Origin of the sequence: Bauldia sp. (assembly GCA_037200845.1) — a bacterium.
Taxonomy (GTDB): Bacteria; Pseudomonadota; Alphaproteobacteria; order Rhizobiales; family Kaistiaceae; genus DASZQY01.
Map to the genome: position 1 here is coordinate 3,016,606 of JBBCGQ010000001.1, position 17,797 is coordinate 3,034,402.

Here is a 17,797-nt window from a genome sequence, read left to right on the forward strand (position 1 = left end):
TCGACCTCCCTCAAGGGGAGAGGTTAAGCGCAGTGCGTTTTACCGATCGTCCACAATCTTCAGCTTCGTCCCGGCGACGATCGCCTCGCCCGGGTCGAGATCGTTCAGCGCGCGGAACAGTTCGCGCGGCCGGTCGACGCCGCGCATGCGGCGCGCCACGATCGCCTCGGTGTCGCCGGCGGCCGCCGTCACGATGTGGACGTGCAGTGCCTTCAGCGCGGCGAGCTCCTGCGGCGTCACGGTGCGGAAGCTCGCCGTCGTCGCCTGCGCCTCGCGATGGAAGGCGTCGCTCGCCGCCTCGTTGGCGAAGATGAAGCGGTAGGTCGCCGCGCCCGCCGCCTTGATCACCGCGATCTGGAAGAACCAGCCCTTGGCCTGCGCCTCGGCCGACGCCGCCTGCAGGCCGTTGACCGAGAAGCTCTGGATGCTGTTCTCGTCGAGCCCGTTGATCCAGCCTGATTTCAGATACTCGACGAGATCGGTGCCGGTCGCGAGCCCGACCGCGTCGAAGCGCAGCGCCGTGCCATCGACGCCGGTCGCCAGCACCGCGTCGCTGGTGTTGTCGATGACGAAGCCTTCCGGCACCGTGAAGCCGATGGCGAGCCCGGGATGGATGAACGTGCGGTCGCGCACGAAGCCCTGGCCGGGATCGTCGCCGAACACCATGCCGTCGATGCCGGCGAGATAGCGGTCGCGGTCGGTCTCGCCGATGCCCGGCGCACCGAACTGGCGCGCCGCCTGCTGGGCGAAGCCGACACGCTCCGGCGTCGAGGGATGCGTGGCGAGGAAGTCCGGCGCCTTGTCGCGCAGCGTCTGCGACGCGCGGAAGTCTGAGTAGTGCGCCATCGCGGTGAGGAAGCGCGCCGCCGCGAACGGATCGTAGCCGGCCTTGCCGATGGTGCGCACGCCGATCGCGTCGGCCTCCAGTTCCTGCTGGCGCGAGAAGCTGGCGAGATTGCGCTGGCTCGACGCCAGGGCGAGCTGGCCGCTGTTGTCGTCGTTCAGCACTTCCGACACCGCCTTCGACACCACCAGCGCCTCACGCGCCTTCTCCTGGCGCGCCTGCGCGTGGTTGGCGGTGATGTGGCCCATCTCGTGCGCCAGCACCGCGGCGACCTCGGACGAATCGCTGGCAAGCGCGAGCAGGCCGCGCGTCACGTAGAGATAGCCGCCGGGGAGCGCGAACGCGTTGATCGCCGGCGAGTTCAGGATGGTGATGCGGTACGCCTGGTCGGGCCGGTCGGACGAGGCGACAATGCGCGACACGATCGGCACCAGCGTCTGCTCGACGTTGGCATCGTGGTAGATGCCGCCATACGCCGCGACGATGCGCGAATGTTCCTGCGTATCGACGGCCGGGGTGTTGGCGCCCGGCGCATCGGCACCGAAGATCGCCGCGGTCGGGCTATTGCGGCCGGCGGTGCTGCAGCCGGCGACGAGCATCGCCGCCAGCGCCACCGCCGCCACCCTGCCCCAGCCCTGATCAGCGCGGAGCGCCCACATCGTCGTCCTGACCGTCATCGTCCAACAATTCGATCTCGGCCGGATCGTTCAATCTTATCGCCGGGCCGTTGCTTTCCTCGATCACGCCACGCACGCGCACCCGCCGCTCTGCGAAGCCATCGACCGGACGCCCGGCTGCAGCCAGCGCCTCGCCGACGGCCGGCGACACCATGACGGTGAAATCGCGCCGGATGTCGTGGCCGAAATCGAGGAAGATCATGCGCGACCCGTGACCGACCGAGACCACCCGACCTTCGACGAGGTGATATAAGCCGTTTCGGGTGCCAAGCGAAGGATCATTGGCCTCCAGGGTTGCGTATTCCGGCTGGCCCCACAGCCCGCGTTTCGCCTGCCGCGCCGCCTTTTCCGCCGCCAGAAAGGCCGGAAAACAGCCATTCTCGTTCGGAAACCAGCGCGCCCGCGCATAGCCCTCGCCAATCAGCGCCTCGGCGAGCGCCCGCCCGTCGGCCAAAAATGCATAGGCATGCGCCCGCCCATACCGATCAGGCGCGTCGCCGGCTTCCGCCAGGGCGACGCTTTTCCCGGCGGCGAGTTGCGCCAGGGCCGCCCGCGCCGCCTCACCCGCCGACCACGCCGCCCCGGCCGCCAGCGCCAAAGGCCGCGCCGGAGCCTCGATGCCGGCGAGACGAATCTCGGCACCATCGGCGAGGCGCAACGTGGCGCCGTCGATGACCTCAGCGACCACGGCCGTATCCGAGCCCGCGGCAGGACATTCGGCCGCCAATGCCGAGCCCGTCAGCATCAACGACAAGACCAGAATTATCCCGCCCTTCACATTCCGCCGCCTATGGCTATCTTGGCGCCGCACCGGCAGTCCCCGTAGCTCAGCCGGATAGAGCACCGGTTTCCTAAACCGGGGGTCGCGTGTTCGAGTCACGCCGGGGACACCAGCTTCACATCCGCCCCTGCTTGGCGAAGAGCAGATTGACCGCGTGCTCGATGGCTTCCCGCCAGTCGCCCGGCGCGTAGCCGAAGGTCGCCGCGAATTTCGACGAGTCGAGCGCCGAGTTGGCCGGGCGGCGCGCCGCGTCCGGTGAAACGGCGATCACCTCGATCGGCGGCGCGCGGTGGGTGAAGCGTTCCTGCGCCGCGACGATCGCCGTCGCCATGCCGTGCCGCGACGTCGCGCCCTGTCCCGCGACGTGATACGTGCCCCACGGCGCGGTGCCTTTGGCGATGGTGTCGGCGGCGGTGAGGATCGCCTTCGCCAGCTCCGCTGTCGAGGTCGGCGTGCCGCGCTGCGCGGCGACGAAGCCCAGCGTGTCGCGCTCGGCGGCAAGCTTCACCACCGTCTTCAGGAAATTCGAGCCGTGCACGCCGTAGAGCCAGCTCGTCCTCAGGATCAGGTGCTGCGGATGACTGTTGCGGACGCCCTCCTCGCCCTTCTCCTTCGTCCGGCCGTAGGCGCTGAGCGGCCCGACCGGATCGGTCTCGACGTAGGCGCCGGTCTTCTCGCCGTCGAAGACGTAGTCGGTCGAGATATGGATGATCGGCAGCCCGGCGCGCTTCGCCGAGGCTGCCGCGACCGAGGCGCCGAGCGCATTGGTGCGCTCCGCCTGCGCCACCTGGCTCTCCGCCTTGTCGACGTTGTTGTAGGCGGCGGCGTTGACGATCAGCGTCGGGCGATATTTCGCGACCGCGCGCGCGATCGTCTTCGGGTCGGCGACGTCGACTTCCGCGTGGCCGGCCGCGACGAGCGGCACGCCCGCTTCGCCTGCCTTGACGACCAGCTCGCTGCCGAGCTGCCCGTGTCCGCCGAGAACCAGAATCACGGCTCAGCCTTGCGTGGGGACGACGATCGAGGACATTCCCGAAACAGTCTGGCGCGGTTACCGGCGGAAGGCACCAAGATTCCGCGTCTCGCCTCTGCGGCGTGGTTACCGTTTCGTTTTCCGCCCGGCCAGCACCTGCAGCACCTCGGCGATGGTTTCCTCGTGCAGCGCCGGGGCGTTGTCCATGTTGAGGTGGCCGTATTCCGGCCGGTCCTCGATGTCGATGACGCCGCCGAAGCCGTAGCCGCCGGTGACCGCGATGTGCGCGCCGATCGCCGCCTTCGAGCGCAGGTTGATCACGTGCTTTACGTTTGCCGGGACGACCACCGGGTCGGTCGAATCGTAGAGCACCATCAGCGCCACCGGCGTGCTCGTCTTGGCGAGTTCCCGCGCCATGAGCACGGCGCCGAGCACGCCCCACGAGTGGCCGACCAGAACGATCGGGGCGTGGTTGGCGACATAGCGCTGGCGCGCGTCGGCGGCGAGCTCGCGCCACTGCGCGTGGCCGTAGGAGCGGGCATCGACGCCGCGCGCCCTGAGCTTCGCGGCGAGCTCGTCCATGCCGGTCGAGAAGATGTTGAAGCCGCCGCGCAGGAGATAGACCTCGCCGGCACCGACGAGCGGCCCGGTGGGCGCGATATCGGCAAGCTTCTCCTTGCCGGTGATCTCCGGCAGGTCGGCGCAACCGCCGAGCGCCAGTACGCCGGCTAACGTCAGCGCGGCGCAAATTGCCTTAACTCGGGATACACTTACGGCCATCCCGGCAACCATACCCGAAAACCGCCGCAAAGAGCCAATGCGGCGGAACGCGATTCCTGGGGGAAAACCTAGTGTCCGAGAACGCCCAGCGTCGCCGCGATCGCCTTGGCGTGCAGCGCGGCGTTCTTCTCGATGTTGAGGTGGCCGATGGTCGTATCGGTCTTCGACAGGTCGATGTTGTCGAGCCGGCCCTTGAAGCCCGGCGGCGCCTCGAGCTTGCGGCCGTTGCCGGCCGATTCGTAGAAATTGATCAGGTGCTTGATGTTCTTGGGCACCGGGATGTTGCTGACCACATCGAACTCGACGACCAGCGCGACCGGGATGTTGTGCTTGGCGAGCTCCGCCGAAAGCAGCAGCGTCGCATCGGCGCCGAACGAATGGCCCATGACGACGACCGGCAGGGCGTTCTTGTCGGTCTTGTAGCGCGCGACGATGTCGGCCGCGATCTCCGGCCAGCTCGAATAGTTGAGCACCACCGAGTTGACGCCGCGCGCCTGCAGCTTGGTGTTCAGGTCGTCGAGGCCGAGCGAGAAGATGTTGGCGAGGCCGCGCATCAGATAGATGCTGCCCTTCGGCGTCTTCGCCGACGCCTCCGACAGGAGCGGGTAGATCAGCGCCAGCGAAGCCAGCAGCGCAATCACGGTGCGCTTGAAAATCATGGGAATTCCCCCGGGATCGCCCCGACCCGTACGATATGCACGCCACCGACCGGCACAAGCCGAAATGGGCCGAAACCGCCCGATTCGTCGAAATTGTCGCACTCTTACAACACCTTGCCGCTCAGTAGAGCCACGGAACGATGCGCGCCGTGCGCCGCATATAGGCCCGGTATTCATCGCCGAAGGATTCGGTCATCAGCGCCTCCTCCTTGTCGATCCGGTAGAAGAACAGCACGGCGATGCCGACGATGCCCGACAGCCCGGCGACCCAATTGGGCAGCAGCAGCGCCTGGGCGATCGCCAGCAGCAGGAACGACGAATACATCGGGTGGCGTACGTATCCGTACAGGCCGTCGGTGACCAGCTCATGCCTGGTCCGCGTTTCCAGCGTCACCGACCAGTTCCGCCCGAGCTGCTTGTGGGTGACGCGGAACAGCGCCAGCGCCGCGATCAGCACCACGAGGCCGAGCCAGGTCAGCGGCGGCTGGAACGGATAGTCGGCAAACGCCGGCTGGCCGCTTACGACGTAAATGGCCGGCACGACGAACTGCCCGATGGCCGAGATGGTGAGGGCGACGCGGTCGCCAGTGCCCCCTGCCGACCGGGCAACGCCGTTCTTGGCGGCATGGCGCTGGAAGGGATAGCGGATCGCGTACCAGGCGACGATTCCGAGAAGCCAGATTATCTTGGCGGCCACGACTGTCATCATGGGCAGTGACTAGCCGATGCGCGCCGCCGCTGCCAAGCGCCGATTGGCCCTCTTGCGCTTCCCCCAATTCCGACGCATTGCACCGGGAAATCTCCCTTCCCTCACCGATTGACGGACCTTCGATGCGCGCCCCTGCCCTCGCTTTCGCCTTTGCCGCCGCCGTGGCGCTCGCCGCCTGCACGACCGGCGGCTCGTCGGGGGCGAACTTCCAGACCGCGCTCGCCACCAAGGCGGGCACGGTAGACGCCGCCGAGGCCGCGGCCCTGATCTCGCAATACCGCCGGGCGAATGGGAAATCGGCCGTGGCCGTCGATCCGACGCTGATGGCGATCGCGCAAGTGCACTCCGATCGCATGGCGGCCGCCGATACGATGACGCATGTGCTGCCGGGCGAAGGCAGCTTCCTTGATCGCCTCAAGGCCGGCGGCTACCAGGCCGGCATGGCGGCCGAGAACGTCGCGGTCGGCCAGACGACGCTAGCCGAGGTGCTGCAGGCCTGGCAGAATTCGCCGAGCCACAACGAGAACCTGCTCGAGGAGCACGTCGATGAGATCGGCATCGCGGTCTCGATCGCCTCGGGCGGCAAGTACAAATATTTCTGGACGCTGGTGCTCGGCAAGAAGCGGCCCGTCGGCATGGGCGGCCCGGCCGGCATCACGACCGAAAACGGCACGACGCTGACGATCAACTAGCCGCGGAGGCAGTGGCGCCCCTCCACCGTGCTTCGCACGGTCCCCCTCCCCCGTTTCACCGGGGAGGATCACCCAACCCTACCTCCGGTGCTCCCACGTTTACGGGGGAGTTGTCGGCGAAGCCGACTGAGGGGGCTTAGCCGCGCAGGCGCTTGAGCGTCGCCCGCGCCGAGATTTCGGCGCGCGCTGCGGCAAGGCCGATGCGGTGCAGCGGGCTGCCGCCCGGCGGACCGACGACCAGCGTGCCGATCGCCAGCCGCCCGCTCCACAGCGCGTCGATCATCGGGTGGTCGGCGCTGGCGCAGGAATCGATGCGCATCAGCGTCGGGTCGCTGAACAGCGCCTTCGGCACCTCCAGCATCAACTGGACGCCGGGCGAGAAACGCGCCCGCTCCTCGTCGTAGGCGATCTTCCACGTGTAGGCAGTCGAGCCGGCCGCGAACGTCACCACCATGGCGATCGGGTTGCCGCCGAGGTCGATCGAATCGACGCGCGCGGCCCCCGCTTCGGCGCGGTTGGCGACGACCTCGCGCGCGAATTCCGCCGTCCCGGCATGCGAGATGAGCGCCGTGCCGCGCTTGCCCTTCCACCCCGCCGCCTCGAGCTGCATGAAAATCTCGAAGCCCGCGCGCACCTCCTGCGGTTCGATCGCAGCGGTGAACTTGACCTCGCCGACATCGGCAAGCCGCCGCAGCTGACGCCCGATTTCCTTCCGCCGTTTCGCCGGTAGCGCCGCGCGCGGGTCGGTGGCTCCGGACTCGCTCCGCACCAGCGCGGCGCGCACGTGGCCGTCGAGGACGTCGACCGGGCGCGACTGGCGGAGCGCCGCGGCAACCAGCGCCTTGGCGACCGGCCCCTCGATCGGCAGGTCGGCGGCGATCAGGCTGGCGCCGCCTTCGGCCGGCGCGAGGCCGTCGAGCAGCGCGGCGGTCGCCGCCGTCACCGCATCCTCGTCGACCAGCGGCAGGCCGAGCGGCGCGTAGTCGTGCGCCCACAGCCGGGCCGCCGGAGCGATGCGCCCAAGGCGCACGCGCGTGAACGGCGCCAGCGCCGCCAGCCGGCGATCGGCGTGGCGAACGATCGCCAGCGAAACGCCGGCGCCGAGATGGCGCATCGCCGGCAGCGCGAAATCCGGATGGAAGAAGAGATTGTCGCCGACGGCGCGGCCGGAGAGCGCCGACCATTCGGGCAGCAACGCCATCGCGCCGTCGAGCGGCGCGACCGCGAACTCCAGACCCGGGCGCGGCGGCGGCGCGCGGCGTGCGCTGCGGATGGCGGTATCGAGGATGCCGCTGGCGCTCATATCACGCCGTCTGCGCCGGCGCCGGACGCTGGGGCGTGAAGGCCGTGAAGATCGAGCAGCGGATGCCGAGACGCGTCGCAGTGATCGTATAGAGCGCGATCGTCTCGGCGGTCAGCGCCAGCGACATGGCGCTCGCCGCGCCTACCAGACCGAAGCGCGGGATGAGCACGAGGTTGAGGGTGACACAGAACGCGAACGTCAGCGTGTAGACGATCGCGGCGATGCCCTGCTGGCCGGCCATCATCAGCAGCGTCTCGGCCGGCCCGATCGTGGCGCGGACGAGAATGCCGACCATGAGGATGAAAAGCAGCGGATAGCCGGAGGCGAAGCTTTCGCCGAACAGCGACAGCAGCGGACGGCCGAAGATGAGCAGGAACGCCGCCATCGCCAGCGACGGCCAGAAGGTCCAGTGGATCGTGTCGCGCAGGAACGCGACCAGCTTGGTGCGATCGCCGTTGGAGTAATACTGCGAGAAGCGCTGGGCGCTCCCCGACTTCACCGCGTAGTAGACGAAGTGCACCAGCACCAGCGTCTTGGCGGCGGCGTAGTACACGCCAACACGGTCGGGCTCCATGAAATGGCCGACCATGATGATGTCGACGTTGGTGAGCAGGTTGAAGAAGCCCTCGACCAGGAAGATCGGCAGCGCGATCGCCATCCACTGCGCCGGCGCATAAGCGCGCGGGCCGGGCGGCACCGCCTTGCGCATGCGCCGCGCCAGCGAGACGAGCTGGCCGATCGAGGTGATGTACGTCGCGATGATCACCGCCGCCATGCCGGTCACCGCATTCGGCTTCCAGCCGAAATGCACCGCCAGCCACATGATCAGCAGGATGAGCAGCGGCCGCACGATGAACGTCGGCCACAGGCTGAGGTCGGCCCAGTTGAAGGCGCGCGAGAGATTGTCCTGGATCTCCGACAGCGCCATCATCGGCAGCACGATGGCGCCGAGATAGAGCGGGATCAGATAGTAGCCCTCGACGTTGTCGCCGAAGAAGTAGAGGCCGCCGGCGCCGACGACGGCGAGCACGGTCGCCGCGAGGAATCCCTGGATGCGGCTGCCGATGATGACGCCGCGCACGAGCTGCACGTCGCCGCGCTGCGTGTACTCCGGCACGAAGCGCAGGATCGCGGTCTGGATGCCGAGGCAGGCGAGGCTGCCGACGATCACCGCGCCGACCCACACAACGACGAAGACGCCGTATTCGAAATCGCCCATCCAGCGCGCCAGCAGCACCTGGCTGATGTAGGCGATGACGCCGGACATGATGCGCACGGTGAAGGTGATGAGGGCGATGCGCCGCGACACCGCGCGGTCGTCGCTGTCGTAGAGGATCGAGTCGATCGCCTGCGCCAGCGGCAGGATACGCGACAGCAACCTACCCGGGAAAATCCGCTCTACCGCGGCAACCAGTGAAAACCGCACCGCCACACTCCGCACCGACCATGACCCGTGGTCGAAGAGTCCAATAAGTGCTGGCCAATGCTTTGACAATTATCGGGAAATTAGGACTCTCATAAAGGTTAACAAAGGCTTAACCGCACCGGCGAAAGCCGCAACTATTGCCCGCTGCGCGCCGAGAATCCGGCTATCGCGAGGGGATTAGCCATAAGTGCATCCCGGTCGGGCATGTCGATGCGCGCCTCGCCCAGGAACGCATCGAGGTAGCCCTCGAACATCGCCCGGTCGAGGCCATGCGCCACAACCGCGAAGCGCGTCCGGCCGCTCGGCCGGTCGAGGATCGCCGGCGGGTAGAAGAAGCCGCCGATGCCTTCGACGATGACGGTATCCTCCGGCGAGGTCGCAACGGCGCCGCGCACGCGGATCAGGTTCGGCCCCTGCAGCATCGCGAGATACTCGAGGAACCGGTCGAGCGCCGCGAACGGTATCGCGCGCTCGCGCACCGTGGCGAAGGCGTGCACGTCGCCCGCATCGCCCGATCGGATCGCGAGCCACGCATCCAGGTCGCCGCCCTCGGCATCGAATGCGCGGTGGCCGATGACGTCCGCAACGCCGACGTCGCTCGCATCGACGACGCGCGCATTCAACGCCGTCGCTTCGGCAGACACACCGCGGGTCGAGACAACCACATCGGCCATCGCCACCTGCCGCACCGTCTCCGGCCGCGCCGCGAAACGCGCCGTCGCATCGACCACGCCGACGATGCCGTCCGGCACAAAGCGCAGCGACAGATACGGATGGCGGAGAATCGCGCCGACGATCGCCGCCGGGTCTGCCGCCTCGTCCGCCTCGATGACGACGCGGCCGATCGCGGCGACGCGTCCGTTGTCGAGATCGCGCAGCAGATTTTCGAGGCTGTCGGTGAGCGCGCCGCGCACGGAGCAGCAGACGCAGCCCGAGCTCAGCGCGATATATCCGTCCGCCGCCGTCTCGACGATGCTGCCGGCGAGCGCCACCTCGCCGAAGTCGTTAACGATCACCGCCGTGTTGGCAAACCCCGGCTCGCCGAGCAGCCGGTTGATCAGCGTCGTCTTGCCGGCGCCGCGAGGACCCGCGACGACGGTGACGGGGATGGGCTTCTTGCGCGCCCGCGCCATGGAGTTTGCCTTTACGGCTTCGCCTGGATGACCGTCGGCGATTCTATAGGTTTATCAGGCGCATACGCCGTCGGCGCATTGCCGATCGCGTCGCTCGCCCGCGGCCTTAGATGGGGCAGCGGCATCTTCGCGGCAAGCTTGGCCGCTGCCTGCGCGGCGTCGGCCGGGCTGAGGTCGGCGCGGCCGGTAAACACCGGCACCGGATCCATCAGCACGAAGCGCGGGCCGAGCGCCGATTTCACCACGCTGTCGCCGGAAGCCGTCTCGTCGGTCGGCTCCTCCTCGCCCGCGTCCGGATGCTTGCCGCAGATGAGGTCGTGCAGATCGGCCGGCGCGCCGAGCGTCGGGTTCGCCTGGAAGGTCGCGAGATCGGGCTTGCTGCCGACGAACCAGTTGGCGAAGCCCTCGTCGAGGAGACGCGCCCCCGTCTCGTTGCGCTCGTCGGCCGAAGCGGCGCCGAGCACCACCGCGACCAGCGTCCGCCCGTCGCGCTTCGCCGCCGCGACGAGATTGTAGCCCGACGAGCAGATGAATCCCGTCTTCATCCCGATCGTGCCGCGGTAGCGCTCGAGCAGCGCGTTCTGCGAGCGCAGGACGCGCTTGCCGGCCTTGATCGCCGGGATGCCGAAATAATCGCGGTACTGCGGAAACTCCGTGAGGATCGCGCGCGCCAGCACCGCAAGGTCGCGCGCCGTCGTGAGCTGGCCGGAGTCGGGCAGGCCGTTGGCGTTGTCGTAGTGGGTCGATGCCATGCCGAGGCTGGCCGCCGCGGCATTCATCTTCGCCGCGAACTTGGGCTCGCTGCCGCCGACCGTCTCGGCGACCGCCACGGCGATGTCGTTCGCCGACTTCACCAGCATCATCTTCAGCGCGTTGTCGACGTTGAGAACGGTGCCGACCTTGAAGCCCATCTTGGCCGGCGCCTGGGCCAGCGCGTGCGCCGAGACCTTCACCGGCGACGTCGGCTTGAGCTTCTCGTCCTTCAGCGCCTGGAAGGTGAGATACGCGGTCATCATCTTGGTGAGCGATGCCGGATACCAGAGCGCGTCGGACTGGTTGCTGCTCAGCACCTTGCCGGTTTCGACGTCGATCAGGATGGTCGCCGGCCCGTTGGCCGCGCGCGCCGGCAAGGCCGCAAGGATCAGGAAAATCGCGAATAGCGGCAGCAACCGGCGCAACAGCCCAGACCCCTCGTTGGCGGCAGATCGGCCGCGCTCGGTTTCGTCTCCCCGCGGCCCTTCCTAACCGATTTTCCGGCGCCTTTGCAAAGCACCGAAATGTGTCGGCTGGTGCTTTCCTCGGCAAGTGCGACAATAATCGGCAGGCGCCCGGAAATGGCGGTTCCGTGCGCCGTGCGGGGCAGACTGGCGCCAACCTTGCATTGCCGGCCGGGAAAGAGACGATCGCCTGATGAGCCTCGCCGAGATAGCCGACCCACCCCCAGCCGCCGCCCGCCCGACGCTGGAACGCGTACGCGGGGCGGCGCGAATTGCGTTCAACGCCGACGGCGGCGTGACGCGGCTCGCCGAAAATTTCCAGTCGGGCTCGGCCAAGGCAAGATTCCCGAGGTCGCGTCCGGGCGAAGCCCCGCAGGTCGTGCTGCTCAACACCGCCGGCGGCGTCACAGGCGGCGATCGCCTGAGCTTCGCCGTCTCGGTCGGCCCGCACGCCAGCGGCGTCGCCACGACGCAAGCCGCGGAGCGCATCTACCGCCGCAGCGACGGCGTCGCCCACATCGACACGATGCTGACCGTTGCGGACGGCGCCTCGCTCGACTGGCTGCCGCAGGAGACGATCCTCTTCGACCGCTCCGCGCTGAAGCGGACACTCACCGCGGACGTGCACCCGACCGGCCGCCTGCTGGCGGTGGAGGCGATCCTGCTCGGCCGCACGGCGATGGGCGAGCAGATCCGTAACGCCGCGCTCGCCGATAGCTGGCGCATCCGCCGCGGCGGCAAGCTCGCCTTCGCCGATGGCCTCCGCTTCGACGGCGACAGCGTCGCCATCCTCGCCAACGGCGCCACCGGCGGCGGCGCTGTTGCCGTCGCGACGCTGGTGCTGATCGCGCCCGACGCGGAAGCGGCAATAGACACCGCACGCGCCGCCCTCGCCGATGCCAGAAGCGAAGCCGGCGCCTCGGCCTGGAACGGCATCCTCGTCGCCCGCCTCGCCGCGCCCGATGGACAAACGCTGCGCGCCGATCTCATCCGCTTGATCGAGGCGCTCCGCGGCGTCACGATGCCCGGCAACTGGCTGTGCTGAGGGGGATGGAATGAATCTGACGCCGCGCGAGAAGGACAAGCTGCTGATCGCCACCGCCGCGATGGTCGCGCGCCGGCGGCTGGAGCGCGGCGTCAAGCTCAACCATCCCGAAGCCATCGCCCTCATCTCCGACTTCGTCGTCGAGGGCGCCCGCGACGGCCGCACCGTCGCCGACCTGATGGAGGCCGGCGCCCACGTCGTCGGCCGCGCCCAGGTGATGGATGGCATCGCCGAGATGATCCACGACATCCAGGTCGAGGCGACTTTCCCCGACGGCACCAAGCTGGTGACCGTCCACAATCCCATTCGCTGAGGAGCCGTCAGATGAAGCGCGTAGCCACACCCCTTGCCACCGCCGCCGTGTTCGCGCTCGCCGCGACCCCGGCCTTCGCCCACGTCGGCGTCGGCGCGACCTCCGGCTTCTTCGCCGGCTTCGAGCATCCGTTCTTCGGCCTCGACCACGTCACCGTGATGATCGCCGTCGGCCTGTGGGCGGCGCTGAAAGGCGGCCGCGCCCTCTGGGTCTGGCCGGCGGCCTTCGTCGGCGTGATGCTCGTCGGCGGCGCGCTCGGCATCGCCCACATGCCGATCCCGTTCGTCGAGCCCGGCATCCTCGCCTCGGTCGTCGCGCTCGGCCTGCTTGTCGCGCTGGCCGTCGACCTGCCGGTGTGGACCGGCGCCGTCATCATCGGCGCCTTCGCCCTCTTCCACGGACACGCCCACGGCACCGAGGTGCCGGAGAGCGTCAGCGGCATCGAGTACATGGCCGGCTTTGCCTTCGCCACCGCGACGCTCCACGCCATCGGCATCGCCGCGGCAATGACGTTCGGCCTGCGCTTCCGCAATCTCGTCCGCCTCGCCGGCGCTGCCTGCGCCGTCGTCGGGGTCGGCCTGATGGCGGGCGTGATCTGATGATCCCCGGCGAGATCATTCCTGCACCCGGCGAGATCGAGCTGAATGCCGGCCAGCCGACGACGACTGTCACGGTCGCCAACTCCGGCGACCGTCCGATCCAGGTCGGCTCGCACTATCACTTCTACGAAACCAACGCCGCACTGACCTTCGACCGCGAGGCGACCCGCGGCATGCGGCTCGACATTCCGGCCGGCACCGCCGTCCGTTTCGAGCCCGGCCAATCGCGGACGGTGACGCTCGTCCCCTACCGCGGCGACCGCATCGTCTTCGGCTTCCGCCAATTGGTGATGGGATCGCTCTGATGCCGTACCGGATTTCGCGTTCCCACTACGCCGACATGTTCGGCCCGACGACCGGCGACAAGGTGCGTCTCGCCGACACCGATCTCATCGTCGAGGTCGAGAAGGATTTCACCACCTATGGCGAGGAGGTGAAGTTCGGCGGCGGCAAGGTCATCCGCGACGGCATGGGCCAGTCGCAGCGCCCGCGCGGCGAGGGCGCGGTCGATACCGTCATCACCAACGCGCTGATCATCGACCACTGGGGCATCGTGAAAGCCGACGTCGGCATCCGCGACGGCCGTATCGTCGGCATCGGCAAGGCCGGCAACCCGGACGTCCAGCCGGGCGTCGATATCGTCATCGGCCCGGGCACCGACGCCATCGCCGGCGAGGGCAAGATCCTCACCGCCGGCGCGCTCGACTGCCACATCCATTTCATCGCGCCGCAGCAGATCGACGAGGCGCTGTACTCCGGCGTCACCACCATGATCGGCGGCGGCACCGGCCCTTCGACCGGCACCAACGCCACCACCGTCACGCCCGGCGCCTGGCATCTCGCCCGCATGATCGAGGCGGCGGATTCCTTCCCCGTGAATCTCGGCTTCACCGGCAAGGGCAACGCCGCCCTGCCGCGCGCGCTGGAAGAGCAGATCGAGGCCGGCGCCATGGGCCTGAAGCTGCACGAGGACTGGGGCACGACCCCCGCCGCCATCGACAATTGCCTCTCCGTCGGCGACGCCTTCGACGTGCAGGTGATGATCCACACCGACACGCTGAACGAATCCGGCTTCGTCGAAGACACGATCCGCGCCTTCAAGGGGCGCACGATCCACGCCTACCACACCGAAGGTGCGGGCGGCGGCCACGCCCCCGACATCATCAAGGTCGCCGGCCTGCCGAACGTGCTGCCGTCGTCGACCAACCCGACGCGGCCCTACACGAAGAATACGCTCGACGAGCATCTCGACATGCTCATGGTCTGCCACCACCTCGATCCGTCGATCGTCGAGGACGTCGCCTTCGCCGAAAGCCGCATCCGCAAGGAGACCATCGCGGCCGAGGACATCCTCCACGACATGGGCGCGTTGTCGATGATCGCATCGGACAGCCAGGCGATGGGCCGCGTCGGCGAGGTCATCATCCGCACCTTCCAGACCGCCCACAAGATGCGCCAGCAGCGCGGCCGCCTGCCCGAGGAGCGCGGCAACAACGACAATTTCCGCGTCAAGCGCTACATCGCCAAGGTCACCATCAACCCGGCGATCACCCACGGCCTCGACGAATGGGTGGGCTCCGTCGAGGTCGGCAAGCTCGCCGATCTCGTCCTCTGGTCGCCGGCCTTCTTCGGCGTGAAGCCCGATCTCGTGATCAAGCTCGGCACCATCGCCGCCGCGCCCATGGGCGACCCCAACGCCTCGATCCCGACGCCGCAGCCGGTCCACTATCGCCCGATGTTCGGCGCCTTCGGCAAGTCGGCGACGCGCTCGTCGGTCACCTTCGTCAGCCGCGCCGCCTTCGCCACCGGCTTGCGCGAAAAGCTCGGCGTCGAGCGCACGTTCCTTCCCGTCCACAACACGCGCTCGATCTCGAAGGAATCGATGGTCCACAATTCCGCGACGCCGAAGATCGAGGTCGATCCGGAGACGTACGAAGTCCGCGCCGACGGCGAGCTGCTGACCTGCGCACCGGCGGAAAGCCTGCCGATGGCGCAGCGCTATTTCCTGTTCTAGCTTTCCTCCCCTTCGGGGGAGGAACCGCATGTACCGTTTCGTCGTGAAGATCGTGATGCAGCCCGGCACGCTGCCGATCGCGATGGCCGCCGCGCCGGCCTTCACCCGGGACACGCTCGCCGAGCCCGGCTGTCTTGAGTTCGGGCTCTACGCCAACTTCGACGGCAGCGATTCCTTCGTCGTGCTCGAAGCATTCGAGAACCACGCCGTCCACCAGGCCCACGAAGCCTCGGAGCATTTCCGGAAATTCATGGCCACGGCCCGGCAATATTTCGTTTCCGGAAAATCCGAGACCATCGTCGACGACGAAGCCTAGGTCGCGTTCGCGTCCAGCCACTCCGGCAGCGCCGCGACGCTGGGCAGCACGACATCGGCGAGCGGCGCCAGGTCGTCGGCGCTGCTGTTGCCCGAGGTGACGCCGATGGCCGTGGCGCCGGCGGCGCGCGCCATCTCCATGTCGTGCGGGTTGTCGCCGACTACCGCGACGTCGGCGGGCGCGATCCCGGCCTCGCGCGCGAAGGCCAGCACCATGTCCGGCGCCGGCTTGGAGCGCGTCACCGAGTCGTAGCCGAAGACGTGCGGTAGGTGCGCCGCCATGCCGGTGGCGGCGAGCGCCGCCCGCGCCGCCGCGGTGCCGTCGTTGGTGGCGACGCCCATGACGATGCCCCGCGCGGACAACGTCGCCAGCGCGTCGAGCGCGCCGGGTATCGGCACCGAGTGCTGCGAACCATGCTCCAGCGCGGCGCGGTCCATGTCTACGATGGCCTGCGCCAGCTCCGCACCGGACAGGTCCGGATGCCATAGTTCCACGATCAGCGCGTTGGTCCCCGCGCCGATGACCGACCCCGCCCGGACCTTGCCGGTCTTGGCGTCGAGCCCGCCCTCGTCGAGCAGCCGCGCCGCCCGGTCGGGATCGCCGCCGGCCGCCTGCAGCGCCAGCCGCTTCAGCACCGGCGTCCACGTCGCCTCGAAATCGAGCAGCGTGCCGTCCTTGTCGAAAAGAATTCCGCGCATTTCCGCCTTCTACACCATTTGCTCTGGATCAATGCCGGGCGCCGCACTTCGGGTCTATGCCGTCTGCAACAATGGAGAATGGCATGGCAGGAGAACTGGACGGCAAGGTCGCGATCGTCACCGGCGCGAGCTCGGGCATCGGCCTCGCCACCGCCGAGTTGCTGGCGGCGAACGGCGCCAAGGTCGTCGCCGCCGACTGGAACGAGAAGCGCCTCGACGAGGCCGTGAAGGCGATGGCGGCGAAAGGTTTCACCGTCAGCGCCGTCAAGGCCAACGTCGCCCAGCTCGCCGACGTCGAGCGCATGGTCGCCGCCGCCATCTCCGGCTTCGGCGGGCTGCACATCCTGGTCAACAACGCCGGCGTCATGGATCTCACCCAGCCGGTCGGCGACCTCGACCTCGCCATCTGGCGCCGGGTCATGGCGGTGAACGTCGACGGCCCGATGTTCGCCATGCGCGCCGCCATGCCGCATCTGCTGAAGTCGGGCGGCTCGATCGTCAATATCGACTCGGTCGCCGGTGTCGGCGGTGCCGCGGCTGGCGCGGCCTACACCACCTCGAAGCACGCCCTCGTCGGCCTGACGAAAAACACGGCCTGGATGTACGCCAAGCGCGGCATCCGCTGTAACGCCATCGCCTGCGGCGGCGTCAATACCAACATCATGGAAAGCGTCGGCACCACGCCGATGGACCCGGGCGGCCTCGCCCGAGCCAGCGAATATTACCCGCTGATGCCGGTATCTCTTGACCCGATCGACATCGCCCGGCTCGTGCTGTTCCTTGCGGGCGACGGTTCGCGCTATATCAACGGGGCGATCATCCCCGCTGATGGAGGATGGCGCGCCGCGTAAGTCAGGAGCAGCATGGTCAGGGCCATCCGCGTATCCCCAGCCGGGACCTGGAACGGAGCGCCCGCCGACACCGTGACGCTCGACTACGACCAGCGCCACCGCCGCCGCATGGCGATGAAGGGGGCGAAGGGCACCGAGTTCCTGCTCGATCTCGCCGAGGCCGTGCCGCTGCGCGACGGCGACGGCCTGCTTCTGGACGACAAGCGCATGATCGCGGTCGCGGCGGCGCCCGAGCCGCTGGCCGAGATCGTGGCGCACACGCCCGCCGAGTTGCTGCGGGTGGCCTGGCACCTCGGCAATCGCCACCTGCCGGCGCAGCTTGAGCCCAATCGCATCCGCATCCGTCGCGACCACGTCATCGAGGAGATGGTCGAGGGACTCGGAGCGCATGTCGTGCACATCGACGCCCCGTTCGATCCGGAAGGCGGCGCCTATGCGGGCGGCGGGCATCATCATCACGAACACCGCCACAGCGAAGACGACGGCGCGCTGGAACACGACGACCGCCTCGACGACGGACACGGCGAGGAAACCGACCGTGGCTGACGGGCGCATTCGGATACCCGCTTCGACGCAGCGCGGGGCTTCCCCTCTCCCCACAGCGGAGAGGGCCGTACGCCTTGAGAGCGTTAGCGAACTAGGCGTGCGGGGTGAGGGCAGGCAGCCCTCCACTGCAGAATCCCCGACCGCCGAGGGAAGTATCCCCTCACCCTATCCCTCTCCCCTGCGGGAAGAGGGGACGCTTACTCCGGCCGCCCTCCAAAAGC

The 17,797-nt window shown here is 68.4% G+C and carries 20 protein-coding genes and 1 tRNA gene; 10 read left to right on the top strand and 11 right to left on the bottom strand.

Annotated elements, in window-relative coordinates:
- Positions 1 to 39: 39 nt before the first annotated feature.
- A complete protein-coding gene (locus WDM94_15070) occupies positions 40 to 1,521 on the bottom strand; it encodes a M48 family metalloprotease (GenBank protein MEJ0013897.1) in 1,482 nt (493 codons plus the stop codon).
- On the bottom strand, positions 1,484 to 2,266 hold the full coding sequence (locus WDM94_15075) for a thermonuclease family protein (protein MEJ0013898.1): 783 nt from the start codon (positions 2,264 to 2,266) through the stop codon (positions 1,484 to 1,486). The genes WDM94_15070 and WDM94_15075 overlap by 38 nt, the downstream gene beginning before the upstream one ends.
- Before the next feature lie 71 nt (positions 2,267 to 2,337).
- On the opposite strand from WDM94_15075, the gene WDM94_15080 reads away from it, so the two are divergent.
- Positions 2,338 to 2,414: transfer RNA gene (locus tag WDM94_15080), tRNA-Arg, on the top strand.
- A 3-nt stretch (positions 2,415 to 2,417) separates the two neighbouring features.
- Here WDM94_15080 and rfbD read toward each other — a convergent pair.
- The 4 genes from rfbD to WDM94_15100 all read right to left on the bottom strand — a co-directional run bounded on the left by rfbD (position 2,418) and on the right by WDM94_15100 (position 5,423).
- The gene (gene rfbD, locus WDM94_15085; protein ID MEJ0013899.1) at positions 2,418 to 3,296 is read right to left on the bottom strand and encodes a dTDP-4-dehydrorhamnose reductase; all 879 of its coding nucleotides are present in this window, start codon (positions 3,294 to 3,296) and stop codon (positions 2,418 to 2,420) included.
- 105 nt (positions 3,297 to 3,401) lie between these two features.
- A complete protein-coding gene (locus WDM94_15090) occupies positions 3,402 to 4,055 on the bottom strand; it encodes an alpha/beta fold hydrolase (GenBank protein ID MEJ0013900.1) in 654 nt (217 codons plus the stop codon).
- A gap of 68 nt (positions 4,056 to 4,123) precedes the next feature.
- On the bottom strand, positions 4,124 to 4,714 hold the full coding sequence (locus WDM94_15095) for a hypothetical protein (protein MEJ0013901.1): 591 nt from the start codon (positions 4,712 to 4,714) through the stop codon (positions 4,124 to 4,126).
- 121 nt (positions 4,715 to 4,835) lie between these two features.
- Positions 4,836 to 5,423, bottom strand: a complete 588-nt coding sequence (locus tag WDM94_15100) for a protein-S-isoprenylcysteine O-methyltransferase (protein MEJ0013902.1) — start codon at positions 5,421 to 5,423, stop codon at positions 4,836 to 4,838.
- A 122-nt stretch (positions 5,424 to 5,545) separates the two neighbouring features.
- On the opposite strand from WDM94_15100, the gene WDM94_15105 reads away from it, so the two are divergent.
- Positions 5,546 to 6,115 (top strand): CAP domain-containing protein, encoded by a 570-nt coding sequence (locus WDM94_15105; GenBank protein MEJ0013903.1) that lies wholly within the window; start codon positions 5,546 to 5,548, stop codon positions 6,113 to 6,115.
- 136 nt (positions 6,116 to 6,251) lie between these two features.
- Here the strand turns inward: WDM94_15105 and WDM94_15110 are convergent, their stop codons facing one another.
- The 4 genes from WDM94_15110 to WDM94_15125 all read right to left on the bottom strand — a co-directional run bounded on the left by WDM94_15110 (position 6,252) and on the right by WDM94_15125 (position 11,155).
- The gene (locus WDM94_15110; GenBank protein ID MEJ0013904.1) at positions 6,252 to 7,418 is read right to left on the bottom strand and encodes a GNAT family N-acetyltransferase; all 1,167 of its coding nucleotides are present in this window, start codon (positions 7,416 to 7,418) and stop codon (positions 6,252 to 6,254) included.
- 1 nt (position 7,419) lies between these two features.
- Complete coding sequence (locus tag WDM94_15115; protein ID MEJ0013905.1) at positions 7,420 to 8,844, bottom strand: lipopolysaccharide biosynthesis protein; 1,425 nt, start codon at positions 8,842 to 8,844, stop codon at positions 7,420 to 7,422.
- A gap of 134 nt (positions 8,845 to 8,978) precedes the next feature.
- Positions 8,979 to 9,977: a GTP-binding protein gene (locus WDM94_15120; protein MEJ0013906.1), complete on the bottom strand. Its 999-nt coding sequence runs from the start codon at positions 9,975 to 9,977 to the stop codon at positions 8,979 to 8,981.
- Positions 9,978 to 9,988: 11 nt separating this feature from the next.
- On the bottom strand, positions 9,989 to 11,155 hold the full coding sequence (locus tag WDM94_15125) for a D-alanyl-D-alanine carboxypeptidase family protein (GenBank protein ID MEJ0013907.1): 1,167 nt from the start codon (positions 11,153 to 11,155) through the stop codon (positions 9,989 to 9,991).
- A gap of 232 nt (positions 11,156 to 11,387) precedes the next feature.
- On the opposite strand from WDM94_15125, the gene WDM94_15130 reads away from it, so the two are divergent.
- The 6 genes from WDM94_15130 to WDM94_15155 are packed head-to-tail and all read left to right on the top strand — an operon-like array spanning position 11,388 to position 15,481.
- Positions 11,388 to 12,239 carry an urease accessory protein UreD gene (locus WDM94_15130; protein ID MEJ0013908.1) on the top strand — a complete coding sequence of 284 codons (852 nt, stop codon included), beginning with the start codon at positions 11,388 to 11,390 and terminating at the stop codon, positions 12,237 to 12,239.
- 10 nt (positions 12,240 to 12,249) lie between these two features.
- Positions 12,250 to 12,552 (top strand): urease subunit gamma, encoded by a 303-nt coding sequence (locus tag WDM94_15135; GenBank protein MEJ0013909.1) that lies wholly within the window; start codon positions 12,250 to 12,252, stop codon positions 12,550 to 12,552.
- A gap of 11 nt (positions 12,553 to 12,563) precedes the next feature.
- Entirely contained in the window at positions 12,564 to 13,151 is a 588-nt protein-coding gene (locus WDM94_15140; GenBank protein MEJ0013910.1) for a HupE/UreJ family protein, read from the top strand.
- Positions 13,151 to 13,456, top strand: a complete 306-nt coding sequence (locus tag WDM94_15145) for an urease subunit beta (protein MEJ0013911.1) — start codon at positions 13,151 to 13,153, stop codon at positions 13,454 to 13,456. The genes WDM94_15140 and WDM94_15145 overlap by 1 nt, the downstream gene beginning before the upstream one ends.
- Complete coding sequence (ureC, locus tag WDM94_15150) at positions 13,456 to 15,165, top strand: urease subunit alpha (GenBank protein MEJ0013912.1); 1,710 nt, start codon at positions 13,456 to 13,458, stop codon at positions 15,163 to 15,165. The genes WDM94_15145 and ureC overlap by 1 nt, the downstream gene beginning before the upstream one ends.
- 28 nt (positions 15,166 to 15,193) lie before the next feature.
- Entirely contained in the window at positions 15,194 to 15,481 is a 288-nt protein-coding gene (locus tag WDM94_15155) for an antibiotic biosynthesis monooxygenase (protein MEJ0013913.1), read from the top strand.
- On the opposite strand, the gene WDM94_15160 is transcribed toward WDM94_15155, so the two are convergent.
- Positions 15,478 to 16,179, bottom strand: a complete 702-nt coding sequence (locus tag WDM94_15160; protein ID MEJ0013914.1) for an HAD family hydrolase — start codon at positions 16,177 to 16,179, stop codon at positions 15,478 to 15,480. The genes WDM94_15155 and WDM94_15160 overlap by 4 nt on opposite strands.
- 83 nt (positions 16,180 to 16,262) lie before the next feature.
- On the opposite strand from WDM94_15160, the gene WDM94_15165 reads away from it, so the two are divergent.
- Together WDM94_15165 and WDM94_15170 are read left to right on the top strand one after the other, a co-directional pair.
- Entirely contained in the window at positions 16,263 to 17,030 is a 768-nt protein-coding gene (locus tag WDM94_15165; GenBank protein MEJ0013915.1) for an SDR family oxidoreductase, read from the top strand.
- 12 nt (positions 17,031 to 17,042) lie between these two features.
- Positions 17,043 to 17,576 carry an urease accessory protein UreE gene (locus WDM94_15170; protein ID MEJ0013916.1) on the top strand — a complete coding sequence of 178 codons (534 nt, stop codon included), beginning with the start codon at positions 17,043 to 17,045 and terminating at the stop codon, positions 17,574 to 17,576.
- Positions 17,577 to 17,797: the final 221 nt, after the last annotated feature.